Genomic DNA, 14,457 nt, shown 5'->3' on the forward strand with positions numbered 1-14,457 from the left:
GTGGTGCGCAAGGCGAGTGATCAAGAGCGGTCCGGTGTATCTGACGTGAGCCGCCCATGAAAAAGCCCCGTTACCGGTTCCGGTAGCGGGGCTTTTTTCGGTCTGGCGGCGCATCAGTGCCGATCAGGTACTCAGGGCCTGGGCTTGTAGCGGCGCTTGACCTCGACGGCCAGACGGCCCTCGCCGAGGCGGATCGAGAGCATCTCGCCGGGCTGGGTCTGATGGGCGGCGCGGATCACCTTGCTGTCGTCCGCTGCCGGCGTCTGGCTGCCGCCGACGCGCTCGACGATGGCATAGCCGCGGTTGAGCACGTTGAGCGGGCTGACCGCGTTCAGTGCGCGCATCGCGCCCTCCAGTCGCTCACGATCCGCTGCCAGCCGGCGCGGCAGGGCATTGTCGACGCGTGGTGTCAGCATCGCCAGCTGCTGGCGATGGCGCTGGATGTCACGTGCGGGGCTGGCCTGCTGCAGGCGGCGGGTCAGCTGGTCGGCCTTCTGCTGCTCACTGGTCATGCGCATGCGCACTGCGGCGTGCAGGCGGCGCTCCAGTTCACGGGCTTGCTGGCGCTGGGCCTGCAGCTCGCGCGCCGGATGGCGCAGGCGCGAGCGGGCGTGATCCAGTCGCTGTGCCGCCTGATCGAGCCGTCCGCGCTGAGCACGCCACAGGCGCTGCGTGAGGGCAGCCAGCTGCTGCACCTGGGCACGTTGATCCGGATACAGCGCCTCGGCGGCGGCGGATGGCGTGGGCGCGCGCAGGTCGGCGGCCAGTTCCGCCAGTGTGGTGTCAGTCTCATGGCCGATGGCCGCCACCACCGGCAGGCGCGAGTGGAAGATCGCGCGCGCCAGATGCTGGTCATTGAAGGCCCACAGGTCTTCCAGGCTGCCGCCGCCACGCGTGATCAGCAGCGCATCACAGTCGCTGTCGCGATTGGCCATCGCCACCGCGCGAATCAGCTGTGGCACCGCCTGCGGCCCCTGCACGGCGACCGGCAACACGCTCAGATGCGCCTGGGGCCAGCGCTTGCGCGTCACCGCGATCACGTCCTGCAGCGCCGCGCCGGTGGCGGAAGTGATCACGCCCAGATGGCGCGGCGGATGGGGCAGGGCGCGCTGATTGGCGAACACGCCCTCGGCCGCCAGTTGCTCCTTGAGGCGCGCCAGTCGCGCCAGCCACTCCCCCAGCCCCGCCTGCTGCAATGCCTCGACGATCAACTGATAGTCGCCGCGCGCCTCGAACAGTGACACCTTGGCGCGCACTCGCACCCGGTCACCATCCTTGGGCTTCTCGCGCAGAAACTGGGCACGGCTCTTGAACAGCGCACAGCGCACCTGGGCGTTGTCATCCTTGAGCGTGAAGTAGCAGTGGCCGGAGCGTGGCTGCGAGAACCCCGAGATTTCCCCCTCGATCCAGAGCTCCCCCAGGCCTCGCTCCAGCAGGCCCTTGGCCTCGCGGTTGAGCTGGGTCACGCTGATGGCGTTGGCGGCAGACGAGGTTTCGAACACGCGACATTCCTTGTATGGGAGCGAGTGAGGGCGCGGGGCGGAAGCTTGGCCGAGTGAGGTGGACATGATGCCACAGGCGATGGCTCTGCCACCAAAAAGCCCCCGCACTCCTGAAGGAGAGCGGGGGCTTGGGGATTGCCACAGAGAGGGTCTGGATCAGGCTGCCTGAGTCTTGCGCTTGCCGAGTCGAGCAGGAACGGCCCGAGCAGCAGCACCAGTGAGGCCAGCCACAGGCCCTGTGAGATGCCGGATTGCCACAGGATGCTGCTGTCCCCGCCGCTGATGGCCAGGGCGCGACGCAGGTTCTCTTCCATCAGCCCGCCGAGCACGAAGCCCAGCACGATGGTGGCCAGCGAGAAATTCAGCTTGCGCAGCAGGTAGCCCAGCACGCCGATGCCCAGCATCAGATAGATGGCTCCCATGTCGGAATGCAGCTGATAGACCCCGACGAAGGACAGGATGACGATGCCCGGCACCAGTGCCCAGCGCGGGATGGTCAGCACGCGAGCGAAGAAGCCGGCCAGCGGCAGGTTGAGCAGCAACAGCACGATGTTGCCGATATAGAGTGAAGCGATCAGGCCGCCCGCGACCTTGGGATGCTCGCTGAACATCATCGGGCCGGGCGTGATGTTGTAGAGCATCAGGGCGCCCAGCAGCACGGCGGTGGTGCCGGAACCCGGGATGCCCAGAGTCAGCATCGGCACGAAGGAACCCGCCGCGGATGCGTTGTTGGCGGCTTCCGGCGCGGCCAGGCCGCGCATGTCGCCGGTACCGAAGGTGTTGTGCTTGTCGCTGACGCGCTTTTCGGTGGTGTAGGAGACGGCACCCGCCACCGAGGCACCGGTGCCCGGCAACACCCCGATCAAAAAGCCGAGCAGGCCGGAGCGCAGCATCGCGCCCTTGCAGTAGAGAATTTCCTTCATCGTCACGAAGACGCGGCCGATGACAGGCAGGGCGCCGGTCTTGCCATGCTGCAGGCGGCTTTCCAGCATCAGCAGGATTTCACTGATCGCGAACATGCCGATGATCAGCACCACGAAGTCGATGCCGTCGTAGAGGTCGGGGATATCGAAGGTGAAGCGCTGGATACCGGTGCCGGAATCGACGCCGACGGTGCCGATCAGCACGCCGAGAATGGCGCCCAGCGCCGTCTTGACCGGGTCCTTGCCCATCATCACCGACATGGACGCGAAGGCGAATACCATCATGGTGAACAGTTCCGCCGGACCGAACTGCACGGCCACCTTGGCCAGCAGCGGGGCGAACAGGGTCAGACCCAGGATCGCGATGCTGGCACCGACGAAGGAGCTGATCGCCGAGATGCCCAGTGCCGGTCCCGCCAGGCCCTGCTTGGCCAGTGGATAGCCGTCGAGGGTGGTCATCACGGCGCCGGCATCCCCCGGCACGTTGAGCAGAATGCTCGACATCCGGCCGCCGTATTCGGCACCGGTATAGATGCCTGCGAGCAGAATCAGTGCCGATTCCGCCGGCAGGCCGAGGGTATAGGCCAGCGGCATCAGAATGGCGATGCCGTTGATGGGGCCGATGCCCGGCAAGGCACCGAACAAGGTGCCCAGCAGTGCGCCACTGAAGGCCAGGCCAAGGTTGAGTGGCGTCAGTGCGACGCCAAAGCCCTGGAGGATGAAATCAAACATGAGAAAGCCCTCTCGGAATCAGGAAAACCACAGCCCGGTCGGCAGCGAGATTTCCAGTACGGCGGTGAACAGCACGTAGCTTGCGCCGGCCATCAGCACCCCGGTCACGCAGGCAGCGCGCCAGCGGGCACCGAACAGGCGGGCGATGGCGGTGATGGCGGCGACGGCCGTGATGGGGTAGCCGAGGCGCACGAAGAAGAAGGCGAAGGCGATCAGGATCACCATCACCAGCCCCAGTTGCAGCATCACGCTGGCGGATGGCCAGTCACCTTCCGGGCCGGGGCGCAGGATCAGCACCAGCGAGAAGATGGCCATCAGGATCGAGAGGCCGATGGGAAAGGCCTTGGGGCCTACCGGGTCGTAGGCGAAGGGCACTTCGATATTCAGGGACTGGGCGACGATGAACGCCGCCAGTCCCATCAGGGCGAAGCCCAGGATGCGATCGGCGGCGAGTCTCATTTTGTCAGTCCCACTTCCTTGGCGAGGGTCTTGAAGTCGGCGACCTGGCCTTTCACGTAATCGTCAAAATCCGCGCCGAACTTCTGGATCGGGAACAGACCGCGCGCTTCACGGATCTCGGCGAATTCCGGTTTTTCGCTCAACTGCTTGAGGCGTTCGACCCAGGCGTCGTAGTCGGCATCGCTGACGTCCTTGCCCATGTAGTAACCACGCCAGATCGGCCAGGTCACGTCATAGCCCTGTTCGGCAGCCGTGGGAATCTCGGCGAAGGCGCCGTCCATGCGTTCTTCGGACAGCGCGGCCAGTACGCGAATCTTGCCGCTGGAAAGCTGGGACTTGAGCTCGGACAGATCACCGGTATAGACCTTGATGTGATTGCCCAGCAGTGCCGCCAGGGCTTCACCACCGCCCTCGAAGGACACGTAACGCAGCTTGCGCGGCGAGACATCGATGGACTTGGCGATCAGCGCGGCCTTCATCCAGTCCTGGCTGCCGATGGTGCCGCCGGCGCCGAAGGGAATCTCGCTGGGATGTGCCTTGAGGTCCTGCATCAGTTCATCGAGGGTCTGCCACGGGGCGTCTGCATTGACGACCACCGCGCCATAGTCGACCCCCAGTGCGCCAACCCAGCGGACGTCATCGGCGCTGAACTTGCCGAACTTGCCCAGCGCGAGATTGACGGCGGCACCGGTGCTGGCGGCCACGACCAGATTGGGGTCATCACTGCGTACCCCGATGACGTGGTTGTAGGCGACCGCGCCGATACCGCCCGGCATGTAGGTGACCATCATCGGCGAGTCGATGATGCCGGTTTCCAGCAGGCCGTTGGCGGCCAGGCGGCAGGTGAGGTCGTAGCCACCGCCGGGCTTGGCCGGGGCGATGCATTCGCTCTTGTCGGCCGCGGCGGCGGGCATGGCGACCAGGCTTGCCGCGGCCAGCGCGAGCGGCGCTGCCATGGCGGCGGCGAGGCGCAACGGCGTGATGTCGCGAAGGGAAGAGGGCAGGCGTCGGGACTGGCGCATGGTGTGCTCCTGATGGCTGTTGTTTTTGTCTTCACAGCGCCTTTTGCTTTATGTTCATGGCGACAGGGTGGCGCTGTCTGATCGGTATATCGCAGCGGTAGTTGCGATACCGGCATGGTAGGAGCGCGACCTTTCATCAACCTGTCACTTTCCCTTCCCCTTACTGAGACTTTGGATGCATGCGCCTGCTCGTCGTCGAGGATGATCCCCTCATTTCCCGCACCCTGCAGCGCAGTCTGTCGACGCTGGGCTATGCCATCGATGTCTTCGATACTCTGGCACCTGCACGGGACGCGGCGCGCCAGGGCGGCTTTGATCTGATCCTGCTTGATCTCGGCCTGCCGGATGGGCAGGGCATGGACCTGCTGTCGGAGTTGCGTCAGCGCAATGACCTGACGCCGGTGCTGATCATCACGGCGCGGGATGGGGTGGACGACCGGGTGCGTGGACTGGATCTTGGGGCCGATGATTACCTGGCCAAGCCGTTCTCGCTGGTGGAGATGGAAGCCCGTGTGCGGGCCTTGCTGCGGCGCAGTCAGGGGCGCAGTGACAACACGCTTCGCTTCGGTCCGCTTGCCATGTCGACCCGCAGCGGCACTTTCACGCTGGTGGGCGCGACGCTGGATCTGCCACCACGGGAGCGTCTGCTGCTGGAAAGCCTGATGCTGCACGCCGGCAAGGTGGTGTCGCGGGAGGTGATCGAAGGCAAGGTATTCGGCTATGGCGAGGTGGGCTCGAATGCGTTGGAGGTCTACATCAGTCGGCTGCGCAAGCGCCTGGCAGGCAGTGAGATACAGATCCGTACCCTGCGTGGGCTGGGCTATCGTCTCGAGATGACAGACGCCGGATGATCATCCACGGCAAGCTGCGCAATCGCCTGCTGGGGTGGATGCTGAGCATGATGCTCATCGTCGGCGGGCTCGTGTTGATCGATGCCTGGGTCACCAGTCAGCGCTCGGCCCAGCGCGCCTTCGACAATCAGCTCGAGGATGCGCTGCTGGCCATGTCAGAAGCCATCCAGTGGCAGGATGACAAGCCGCGCATCATGATGCCGCCGGCTGCCCTCAAGATTCTCTCCACACGACATCAGGAACGTGTCTTCTACCGCCTGCTGGATGATCAGGGGCAAGTACTGGCCAGCAACCTCGAGATCCCGCTAACCCCGCAGATGCTGCGCGAGGCTGGAGAAAGGGATGTCTGGCAGGACATCCGTTATCAGGGCGTCACGTGGCGGCTGCACGCGCGCAGCGTGCGTTCCGCAGGCTGGGAGCGGCAATTTCGTGTGCAGCTCTGGGTCGGACATACCACCGAAGGGCGCCGGCAGCTGGCGCGCGAGCTGATGATTCGGGCCACGGGCCGCATGCTCATCATGGGGGTGCTGGCGGTGGTGATGATCCTGATCACGCTGAGGTTGGCGCTGACACCGCTCAAGCGTCTGCGGCATCAGTTGCGTCGGCGTCAGCCGCAGGATGCCACGCCGCTGGAGGGCACCATGCCGGAAGAGATGCGCGAGCTGGTCGAGACGCTGGAGCAGCTTTTCCACCGTCAGGGAGAATCCCGCGATGCGTTGCTGCGTTTTACCGCCGATGCCAGCCACCAGCTGCGCACGCCGCTGGCGGGAGTGCAGAATCTGGCGGAGTTCGCGCTGACGAGCTCATCACCTGACGAATGGCGCGCAGCGCTCGGGGATATCCACGCCAGCGCTGCACGTACCAGTCGCTTGGCGGGGCAGTTGTTGAACCTGACGCGGCTGCGTCACCTGGCATTGCCCACTGAGCAGGACGCGCTGGATCTCGGTGAACTGCTTCGCGGCGTGGTGCTGGAGTGGGTCGATCACGATCTCGCGCGCCAGCATGACCTGGGGCTGGCCGAACTGCCTGCACAGCCGGTCTGCGTGATTGGCGAGTCGTGGGCGCTGCGCGAACTGATCGGCAATCTGATCGAGAATGCGTTGCGCTATACCCCACCCGGCAGCGAGATCACCCTGCGCCTTGCCGCCCATGACGATAGCGTGCTGCTCAGCATCGAGGACAACGGCCCCGGTGTGCCGAAGGAGATGCTGGAACGACTCTGTCAGCCCTTCGAGCGCGCAGGGCGTCAGGACACCGACGGTTCGGGACTTGGACTGGCGATCGTCGAGACGATTGCCCTGCGCCATCAGGCTGACTTGCAGGTCACCAATCGCGATGTGGGAGGGCTGTGCATTCGCATCCGCTTTCCGAGGTGGCCGTCATGAACCTCATGTCTGGCAGGCTGCGCGCCACCCCAGGGGCCCGTCGAGTCACGAGTTGCCTGGTGCTGGCCCTGTGGGCAGGTCTCGCCATCCTCCTGGTTGCCAGGCCAGTCATGGCGGCACAGGACCGCCTGGTCATTGAAGCGGCAATGGATCGCCAGGTCACGGCGCCCTTGCTGGCGGCCTTCTCGCGCCAGTATCCCGCCATCGAGATCGTCTATCACGATCGCACGACGATGACGCTCAATGCACTGGCCGTTCAGGACGACGCGGGGGCCGATATCATCATCAGCTCGGCGATGCCCTGGCAGGTGGCGCTGGTCAATCAAGGACTGGCCCAGCGACTGGACAGCGAGGCTGCAAGGCAATGGCCCGAGTGGGCCAAGTGGCGCGATGAAATCTTCGCCTTCACCTTCGAGCCCATCGTGATGGCCTACCGGCTGGATCTCGCGACCAGAATGATGCCGCCATCCTCGCATGCCGACGTACTGAACCTGCTGACGGAGCATGCCGAGACACTGACGGGGCGAGTCGTGGCCTATTCGCCCTCGAAGAGCGCACTGGGATACGCGCTCCATCTTCAGGATTCCTACTATTCAGGACGCTTCTGGAAACTGGTCGCGGCGCTCGGACAGGTCGACACCACTCTCGAGACCAGCACGCAGCGCATGCTGGAAGGCCTGAGCGATGGCCGCTACTGGCTGGGGTACAACCTGCTGGGGTCCTACGCCATCCGCTGGGCACAGTCCCACCCTGAGGTCATCGTGCAGATGCCCACTGACTATGCGCTGATCTCCATGCGCACCGCCTTCATCCACCGCGATGCTCCGCATCCGGAGGCTGCGCGAACCTTCATGGATTTCCTCATCGGACGGCAAGGGCAGCATGTGCTGGCGGGCGAGACACCGCTCTACAGCATCCGCACGGATATCACCGGCCCCTACACCGCCCAGTCGCTGTGGGATCAGGTCGGCCAGCGGCTCTACCCGCAGCCTCTGGACGCCTCGATTCTGAGCATGCTGGACACGGCGCGTCGTCACGATTTTCTCGACCGCTGGTTCGATGCCTACTCCGGCGGTACGCCGACCCCCTGACGCCAGCGCATCCGCCGGCGCATCCCGCCGCAGGCCACGTCGTACGGGGCTCTAGTTGACCAGATGGTTAATGTCAGGGGGGTACGAAATCGCGAGATTGATAGCCTGCGACGTTTGTCTCGAATGGGGCGAATGGGTTATCATGGGTGATTACCTCGCAGCAACCGCTAGAACCGTAGTCATGGCGCCCGTCCATCGGGCCCTGCACTGCGGCTTTCGCGCATCCCTCATAAACTGCTACTGGGCGTTCGACATGCTACGTATAGCGCAAGAAGCTCTGACGTTTGATGACGTTCTTCTCGTCCCCGGCTACTCCGAGGTCCTCCCCAAGGACGTCAGCCTGAGATCACGTCTCACACGCGACATCAGCGTCAATATCCCGCTCATCTCCTCTGCGATGGATACCGTCACCGAAGCACGCCTGGCCATCGCCATGGCGCAGGAAGGTGGTGTCGGCATCATCCACAAGAGCATGAGCATTGCCCAGCAGGCCGCGGAAGTCCGCAAGGTCAAGAAGCACGAGAGCGTCATCGTGCGTGACCCGGTCACTGTCAGCCCGAAGGCCAAGATCCAGGATCTGCTGGCGATGTCCGAGGAGCATGGCTACTCCGGCTTCCCGGTGGTCGAGGGTGAATACCTGGTCGGCATCGTGACCGGTCGCGACATGCGCTTCCAGCCTGACTTCAGCGATACCGTCGCCGGCATCATGACCGGCCGCGACAAGCTGGTCACCGTGCTGGAAGGCACGCCGCTGGAACAGATCAAGGCCAAGCTGCAGGAAAGCCGCATCGAGAAGATGCCGATCGTCGATGACGAATTCCGCCTGCGCGGTCTCGTCACCGTTCGCGACATCGAGAAGGTCAAGACCTACCCGAACGCGGCGAAGGACAGCAACGGCAGCTTGCTGGTCGGCGCCGCCGTCGGCACCGGCCCGGAAACCCCGGACCGCGTCGCGGCTCTCGCCGAAGCCGGCGTTGACGTCATTGTCGTCGACACCGCTCACGGTCACTCCAAGGGCGTGATCGACCGCGTCGCCTGGGTGAAGGAGCATCATCCGAAGATTCAGGTCATCGGTGGCAACATCGCGACCGCCGAAGCCGCCATCGCCCTGGCAGAAGCCGGCGCGGACGGCGTCAAGGTCGGCATCGGCCCGGGTTCCATCTGCACCACGCGCATTGTCGCCGGTGTCGGCGTGCCGCAGATGAGCGCCGTCGCCAACGTCGCGGCCGCCATGGCCAAGTATGACGTGCCGGTCATCGCCGATGGCGGTATCCGCTTCTCCGGTGACATCGCCAAAGCCATCGCCGCAGGCGCCAGCATCGTCATGATCGGCGGCCTGCTCGCCGGTACCGAGGAAGCGCCGGGTGAAGTCGAGCTGTTCCAGGGCCGTACCTACAAGGCGTATCGCGGCATGGGTTCCATGGGCGCCATGTCCCAGACCCAGGGTTCCAGCGATCGTTACTTCCAGGACAAGAACGCCGGCGTCGAGAAGCTGGTACCGGAAGGCATCGAAGGCCGCGTGCCCTACAAGGGCATGATGAGCGCCATCGTGCACCAGCTGATGGGCGGCCTGCGTGCCTCCATGGGCTACACCGGCAGCCAGACCATCGAAGAAATGCGCACCAAGCCGCAATTCGTGCAGATCACCGGTGCCGGCTTCGCCGAATCCCACGTCCACGACGTGCAGATCACCAAGGAAGCGCCCAACTATCGGCGCGACTGAGACATAGCGAAGCGCGATGCAAAGCGGGAGCCCTACACGGGTTCCCGCTTTGCTTAGGTCGAAGAAACTTCTGGTCTCGGCTATTCTCGGCGCCAGATTGTGTCGACCCCGCGCTCCCTCGCAGCTCCGAAGCGGGTCACATGACTCCCCAATGAGAGACTGAAGATGCAAGACATCCATTCCCACAAGATCCTGATCCTCGATTTCGGCTCCCAGTACACTCAGCTGATCGCACGTCGCGTGCGTGAGCTGGGCGTGTTCTCCGAGGTGCGTGCCTTTGACATCACCGAGGAAGAGATCCGCGAGTACAACCCCAACGGCATCATCCTGGCCGGTGGCCCGGAATCCGTGACCGAGCTGGACTCGCCGCGTGCACCGCAGTGCGTGTTCGAGATGGGTCTGCCGGTGTTCGGCATCTGCTACGGCATGCAGACCATGGCCGAGCAGCTCGGCGGCAAGGTCGAAGGCTCCAACGTGCGCGAATTCGGCTATGCCCAGATTCGTGTCGATGGTGAGTCCGCGCTGTTCAAGGACATCAAGGACCACCTGGACGACGAAGGCCGCCCGCTGCTCGACGTCTGGATGAGCCACGGTGACAAGGTCGCGAAGGTCCCGGAGACCTTCACCGTCACCGCCTCCACCCCGAGCTGCCCGATCGCCGCCATGGCGTGGGAAGAGAAGCAGTTCTACGGCGTGCAGTTCCACCCGGAAGTCACCCACACCCTGCAAGGCCAGCGCATCCTCGAGCACTTCGTGATCGAGATCTGCCAGTCCGAGCGCCTGTGGACCCCGGCCAAGATCATCGAAGACCTGACCGATCGCGTTCGCGCCCAGGTCGGTGACCGCAAGGTGCTGCTCGGCCTCTCCGGTGGCGTCGACTCCTCCGTGGTCGCGGCGCTGCTGCACAAGGCCATCGGTGACCAGCTGACTTGCGTCTTCGTCGACAACGGCCTGCTGCGCAAGAACGAAGGCGACCAGGTCATGGAAACCTTCTCTCGCCACATGGGCGTCAAGGTCATCCGTGTGGACGCCGAAGACCTCTTCCTCGGCAAGCTCAAGGGTGTCAGTGACCCGGAAGCCAAGCGCAAGGCCATCGGCAACACCTTCATCGAAGTGTTCGATGCCGAAGCCGCCAAGCTCAAGGACGTCGACTTCCTCGCCCAGGGCACCATCTACCCGGACGTGATCGAATCCGCTGCCAGCAAGACCGGCAAGTCTCACGTCATCAAGTCCCACCACAATGTCGGCGGCCTGCCGGACGACATGAAGATGGAACTGGTCGAGCCGCTGCGCGAACTGTTCAAGGACGAAGTCCGCAAGGTCGGCCTCGAACTCGGCCTGCCCTACGACATGGTCTACCGTCACCCCTTCCCGGGGCCGGGTCTGGGCGTGCGTATCCTTGGTGAAGTGAAGAAGGAATATGCGGACATCCTGCGTGAAGCCGACGCCATCTTCATCGAAGAACTGCACAACTTCGACTGGTACCACAAGACCAGCCAGGCGTTCGCCGTCTTCCTGCCGGTCAAGTCCGTCGGTGTCGTCGGCGATGGCCGTCGTTACGAGTGGGTCATCGGTATCCGTGCCGTCGAGACCGTCGACTTCATGACGGCCCGCTGGGCGCACCTGCCGTATGAGCTGCTGGAGAAGGTCTCCAACCGCATCATCAACGAGCTGGAGCACGTCTCGCGCGTCACCTATGACGTCAGCAGCAAGCCGCCGGCCACCATCGAGTGGGAATGATCGCCTGACGATCCCCCCTCGCTGAGCTGACGCAGCGTTCTGTCGAGACGGTCTCTCGAACTGGTCGATACGAGAACGCAGCAAGCAAAAAGCCCTTCTGGCCATTGGCCGGAAGGGCTTTTTTGTGGACGCGATTCAGGAAACGCTTACTGCCTTGTTTACTCCAGCTCGGCTCACTCCTGCCTGGCTGGCGTCTGCCTCGCCTTGTGTAGATCGAGTCGTACGCCGTGGGCGGAGTGGAAGAAGCCGAAGCCGGCCAGCGGGCGGGTGGCGCCGTCAGGCGTCTGCCAGTAGACATCGGCGCGGTGATTGCGGACTTCGTGCATCACGGCGTCGTATTTCAGCAGCAGTGAGTCCGGTTCGGGCTTGTCGGTCTTCACGTTCCATTCGGTGATGACCAGCACGTAGTCGCCGAGTTGTGGTTGATAGGTGGATGCGAGATGCGCCCCGTTCAGCGTCATCGGCAGGCTGTCGCCATCCTCGGAGAGCGCGAGGTGGTGGCTGAGGTAGTCGCCGAGTTGATCCACCAGTGGCTGCGGCAGGGGCTGGCCTGGTGTCTGCTCACCAAGGGCTGCCAGTTCCGGCGCGGCGATCAGCAGGTCTTCACGCGGGAATTGGAGCGTGAGGTGCAGCGTGTCCTTCGGTTGCTGCTCGAATGTCAGCACGCTGCCGGGCAGAGCGTGGGCGTGAGCCGTCTCGATGAGGCCGCCTCCCGCCCCGCTGGCCGCATTGCCGAGGGAGATCACGGCAAGGGCGAGCAGGGCGGTGCGCCAGGAAGCGCGCCGGCTCATTCGGTCTGGCCGCCGTAGTCGTCGGTGCGATCCCGCCATACCGAGTGTGGATGGTTGCCGACCTTGTCGGTGGACTTGTTCGACTGCAACGAGAATTCGATCCACAGCGAGGGACCGTGAATACGCACGTAATCGTTCTCGGCGCTGACCTGCGGCGTGCCGGAGAAGCCGAGGTAGGTATCCGGAAGTTCTGCGGTGTACTTCGCCATGTAGGCCTTGGCCTCCGGCGCGGAGATGTCGTCCACGTAGGTCTCGATGGCCGTCAGCAGCAGCGCTTGCTGGTCGTCATCCAGCTCGGAGACGGGAATGCCTTCATAGCTATCGGGGATGGCATCGTCGGCCTGGGGGCCAGCGAGGATGTCACGGTAGGTGCCTTCCAGTGTCGCTTCGGCCTTTTGATCCTCGGAGAGCGAGCTGAGCAGGGTGGCGAAGGCATCGCGTTCCTGGGTCAGCGGCTCGTTCACGCGCCCGTTCATCTCGAAATACGGGAAGGGTTCCACGCCACGGAAGGAGGGCGTGGCACCGGCCAGCTTGCCATCGGTGTAGGTATTGGCGAAGGCCATGTGGTGGCCGCCGTAGTACAGCTCCCAGGTGCCGCTCTCACCCGGCGTGCCGAGGAAGGCGAACTTGGTGTTGTAGGAGGAGTAACCGGCCTTGTAGTCGGTGCTGACGGTGTTGATGTAGTCATCGGCGTTGAGCGTCTGAATCATCTCGTCGAAGCCTTCATCCGGCGCGTGGCCGGTGGCTTCCAGCATGATCGCCTTGACGAGGCCGCGCTGCTTGATGTTCAGCTCGCCCAACAGCACGCCGGGGCGTTTCGGGAAGGCGCCAGCGGGCAGGTTGCTCCAGTTCTCGGCTTCTGCGAGGGAGTAGTCATGCTGCAGGTTCTGCATGATGGCATCGTCGGAGATATCGGCCTTTAGCAGACCGATCAGGCACAGCATGCGCTCATAACCTGGCGTGTCGCCGCACTCGGCGGCGCTCTCGGGGATGGGCACGCTCTGCATCAGGGTGCTGGTGTCGCCCATGCGCGCGCGCAGCGCCTCGCTCAAGGCCTGGTCTTCCGCTGACATCGGCGGCGGGCCATCGTGATCGGGCGGCGGCCCGTCGTGCCCTTGTTGTGCAAGGACGGGGAAGGACAGGAGCGCGGCCAGCGCGGCTCCTCCGGTCACTGCGAGACGTCGGGACATCGATGGGCCTATTTTCCGGGGACAGGAAGAAAACCTTAGCCCGCCTGACGTCGAGCAGGAAGCCTTCGCCAGATGAATTCTTTGTGCACATGCCGTGGGCTGCGCGTCGGCTGGCGACGACAACCACTGGCTATCTCGCGCCTCACGCCAGCGTCAGATCACCGCCGTATTCGAAGCACCTTTCCTCGCCGCTGACGGGATCAATGAACTCAAATCCCTTGGAGAGCAGCTGCAAGGGGCGCGCGTAGTCATCCGGCGAGAGCGGTTGCAGCTCGGGGTAGTAGCGGTCATTCAGGATCGGCCAGCCCAGTGACTGCATGTGCACCCGCAGTTGATGGCGACGCCCGGTGATGGGGTGCAGCTCGAACAGCGCCTGACTACCGCGTTGCGCGACACAGCGGATCAACGAGTGGCTGTTGGGCTCGCCTTCGGAGACCTGAAAGCGGAAGCGTTGCTCGGCCTGTTCAAGGCGGTTCTTCACCTCCCACTGCTGGCCCACCAGGGACTCATCGCTGTGTGTCTCGGCAATGGCCCGATAGGTCTTGTGGATATTCCGCGACTTGAACAGCTCATGATAGCGGTGACGCGATTCGGGATTCAGTGAGCACAGCACCAGCCCGGCGGTGGCCCTGTCCAGGCGATGCACCGCCTGCAGCGCCTCTATTCCGGTACTGTCGCGCAGGCGCTGCTGCAGGCACTCGTTCACGTACAGGCCGCCGGGCGTCACCGGCAGAAAATGCGGCTTGTAGGCCACCAGGATGTGCTCGTCCTGATGGAGAATCCGCTCCGCGAAGGGGATGCTCGGCTCGCGCGCCACCTCACGGTAATAGAAGACGCGCAGATGTGGCTGGTAGGGCGTCTGCGGGGTGATCAATGCGCCATCCTCGCGATGCACCTTGCCGGTGGCCATGCGCTCGCGCCAGGTGGCCTCATCGATGGCCGGAAACTTCTGCAGCAGATATTCCAGTACCGTCGCCACGCCGGGGTTGATCTGCGGCAGGCTCAGCTTGGAGGGGCGGGCGGAAATGGACATGGAAGGCATCACGGT

12 protein-coding genes are annotated in these 14,457 nt (G+C 64.1%); 5 read left to right on the forward strand and 7 right to left on the reverse strand.

Features of this window, described 5'->3' with window-relative positions; translation table 11 throughout:
- Nucleotides 1-131: 131 nt before the first annotated feature.
- The 4 genes from xseA to ACZYGA_RS09750 are packed head-to-tail and all read right to left on the reverse strand — an operon-like array spanning nt 132 to nt 4,638.
- Nucleotides 132-1,502, reverse strand: a complete 1,371-nt coding sequence (gene xseA, locus ACZYGA_RS09735; protein ID WP_479399033.1) for an exodeoxyribonuclease VII large subunit — start codon at nt 1,500-1,502, stop codon at nt 132-134.
- On the reverse strand, nt 1,463-3,157 hold the full coding sequence (locus ACZYGA_RS09740) for a tripartite tricarboxylate transporter permease (RefSeq protein ID WP_479399035.1): 1,695 nt from the start codon (nt 3,155-3,157) through the stop codon (nt 1,463-1,465). Before ACZYGA_RS09740 ends, xseA begins: the two co-directional genes overlap by 40 nt.
- An 18-nt stretch (nt 3,158-3,175) precedes the next feature.
- Complete coding sequence (locus ACZYGA_RS09745; RefSeq protein WP_084209370.1) at nt 3,176-3,616, reverse strand: tripartite tricarboxylate transporter TctB family protein; 441 nt, start codon at nt 3,614-3,616, stop codon at nt 3,176-3,178.
- Nucleotides 3,613-4,638, reverse strand: coding sequence for a Bug family tripartite tricarboxylate transporter substrate binding protein (locus tag ACZYGA_RS09750; RefSeq protein ID WP_255304463.1), 1,026 nt, complete (start codon nt 4,636-4,638; stop codon nt 3,613-3,615). The genes ACZYGA_RS09745 and ACZYGA_RS09750 overlap by 4 nt, the downstream gene beginning before the upstream one ends.
- Nucleotides 4,639-4,817: 179 nt before the next feature.
- Here ACZYGA_RS09750 and ACZYGA_RS09755 point away from each other — a divergent pair, with 179 nt between their 5' ends.
- From ACZYGA_RS09755 to guaA, 5 genes are all read left to right on the forward strand, one after another.
- Complete coding sequence (locus ACZYGA_RS09755) at nt 4,818-5,489, forward strand: response regulator (protein ID WP_077378999.1); 672 nt, start codon at nt 4,818-4,820, stop codon at nt 5,487-5,489.
- Nucleotides 5,486-6,874, forward strand: coding sequence for a sensor histidine kinase (locus ACZYGA_RS09760; protein WP_479399036.1), 1,389 nt, complete (start codon nt 5,486-5,488; stop codon nt 6,872-6,874). The genes ACZYGA_RS09755 and ACZYGA_RS09760 overlap by 4 nt, the downstream gene beginning before the upstream one ends.
- A 59-nt stretch (nt 6,875-6,933) precedes the next feature.
- Nucleotides 6,934-7,965: an ABC transporter substrate-binding protein gene (locus tag ACZYGA_RS09765; protein WP_479399038.1), complete on the forward strand. Its 1,032-nt coding sequence runs from the start codon at nt 6,934-6,936 to the stop codon at nt 7,963-7,965.
- Nucleotides 7,966-8,218: 253 nt separating this feature from the next.
- On the forward strand, nt 8,219-9,688 hold the full coding sequence (gene guaB / locus ACZYGA_RS09770) for an IMP dehydrogenase (protein ID WP_077379374.1): 1,470 nt from the start codon (nt 8,219-8,221) through the stop codon (nt 9,686-9,688).
- 165 nt (nt 9,689-9,853) lie between these two features.
- Entirely contained in the window at nt 9,854-11,428 is a 1,575-nt protein-coding gene (gene guaA / locus ACZYGA_RS09775) for a glutamine-hydrolyzing GMP synthase (protein WP_077379004.1), read from the forward strand.
- Between the two features lie 173 nt (nt 11,429-11,601).
- On the opposite strand, the gene ACZYGA_RS09780 is transcribed toward guaA, so the two are convergent.
- The 3 genes from ACZYGA_RS09780 to ACZYGA_RS09790 form a co-directional block, all read right to left on the reverse strand.
- A complete protein-coding gene (locus tag ACZYGA_RS09780) occupies nt 11,602-12,219 on the reverse strand; it encodes a hypothetical protein (protein WP_479399039.1) in 618 nt (205 codons plus the stop codon).
- On the reverse strand, nt 12,216-13,409 hold the full coding sequence (locus tag ACZYGA_RS09785) for a DUF3500 domain-containing protein (RefSeq protein ID WP_479399041.1): 1,194 nt from the start codon (nt 13,407-13,409) through the stop codon (nt 12,216-12,218). The genes ACZYGA_RS09780 and ACZYGA_RS09785 overlap by 4 nt, the downstream gene beginning before the upstream one ends.
- 142 nt (nt 13,410-13,551) lie before the next feature.
- Nucleotides 13,552-14,442, reverse strand: a complete 891-nt coding sequence (locus ACZYGA_RS09790; RefSeq protein WP_479399042.1) for a pseudouridine synthase — start codon at nt 14,440-14,442, stop codon at nt 13,552-13,554.
- Nucleotides 14,443-14,457 lie beyond the last annotated feature (15 nt).

This window comes from Cobetia sp. BL01, assembly GCF_056493605.1.

Bases quoted from the DNA above. Each gene is read 5' to 3' on its own strand.
- ACZYGA_RS09740 (WP_479399035.1), bottom strand. From the start codon at position 3,157: ATGTTTGATTTCATCCTCCAGGGCTTTGGCGTCGCACTGACGCCACTC.
- ACZYGA_RS09745 (WP_084209370.1), bottom strand. From the start codon at position 3,616: ATGAGACTCGCCGCCGATCGCATCCTGGGCTTCGCCCTGATGGGACTG.
- ACZYGA_RS09750 (WP_255304463.1), bottom strand. From the start codon at position 4,638: ATGCGCCAGTCCCGACGCCTGCCCTCTTCCCTTCGCGACATCACGCCG.
- ACZYGA_RS09755 (WP_077378999.1), top strand. From the start codon at position 4,818: ATGCGCCTGCTCGTCGTCGAGGATGATCCCCTCATTTCCCGCACCCTG.
- ACZYGA_RS09760 (WP_479399036.1), top strand. From the start codon at position 5,486: ATGATCATCCACGGCAAGCTGCGCAATCGCCTGCTGGGGTGGATGCTG.
- guaB (WP_077379374.1), top strand. From the start codon at position 8,219: ATGCTACGTATAGCGCAAGAAGCTCTGACGTTTGATGACGTTCTTCTC.
- guaA (WP_077379004.1), top strand. From the start codon at position 9,854: ATGCAAGACATCCATTCCCACAAGATCCTGATCCTCGATTTCGGCTCC.
- ACZYGA_RS09780 (WP_479399039.1), bottom strand. From the start codon at position 12,219: ATGAGCCGGCGCGCTTCCTGGCGCACCGCCCTGCTCGCCCTTGCCGTG.
- ACZYGA_RS09785 (WP_479399041.1), bottom strand. From the start codon at position 13,409: ATGTCCCGACGTCTCGCAGTGACCGGAGGAGCCGCGCTGGCCGCGCTC.
- ACZYGA_RS09790 (WP_479399042.1), bottom strand. From the start codon at position 14,442: ATGTCCATTTCCGCCCGCCCCTCCAAGCTGAGCCTGCCGCAGATCAAC.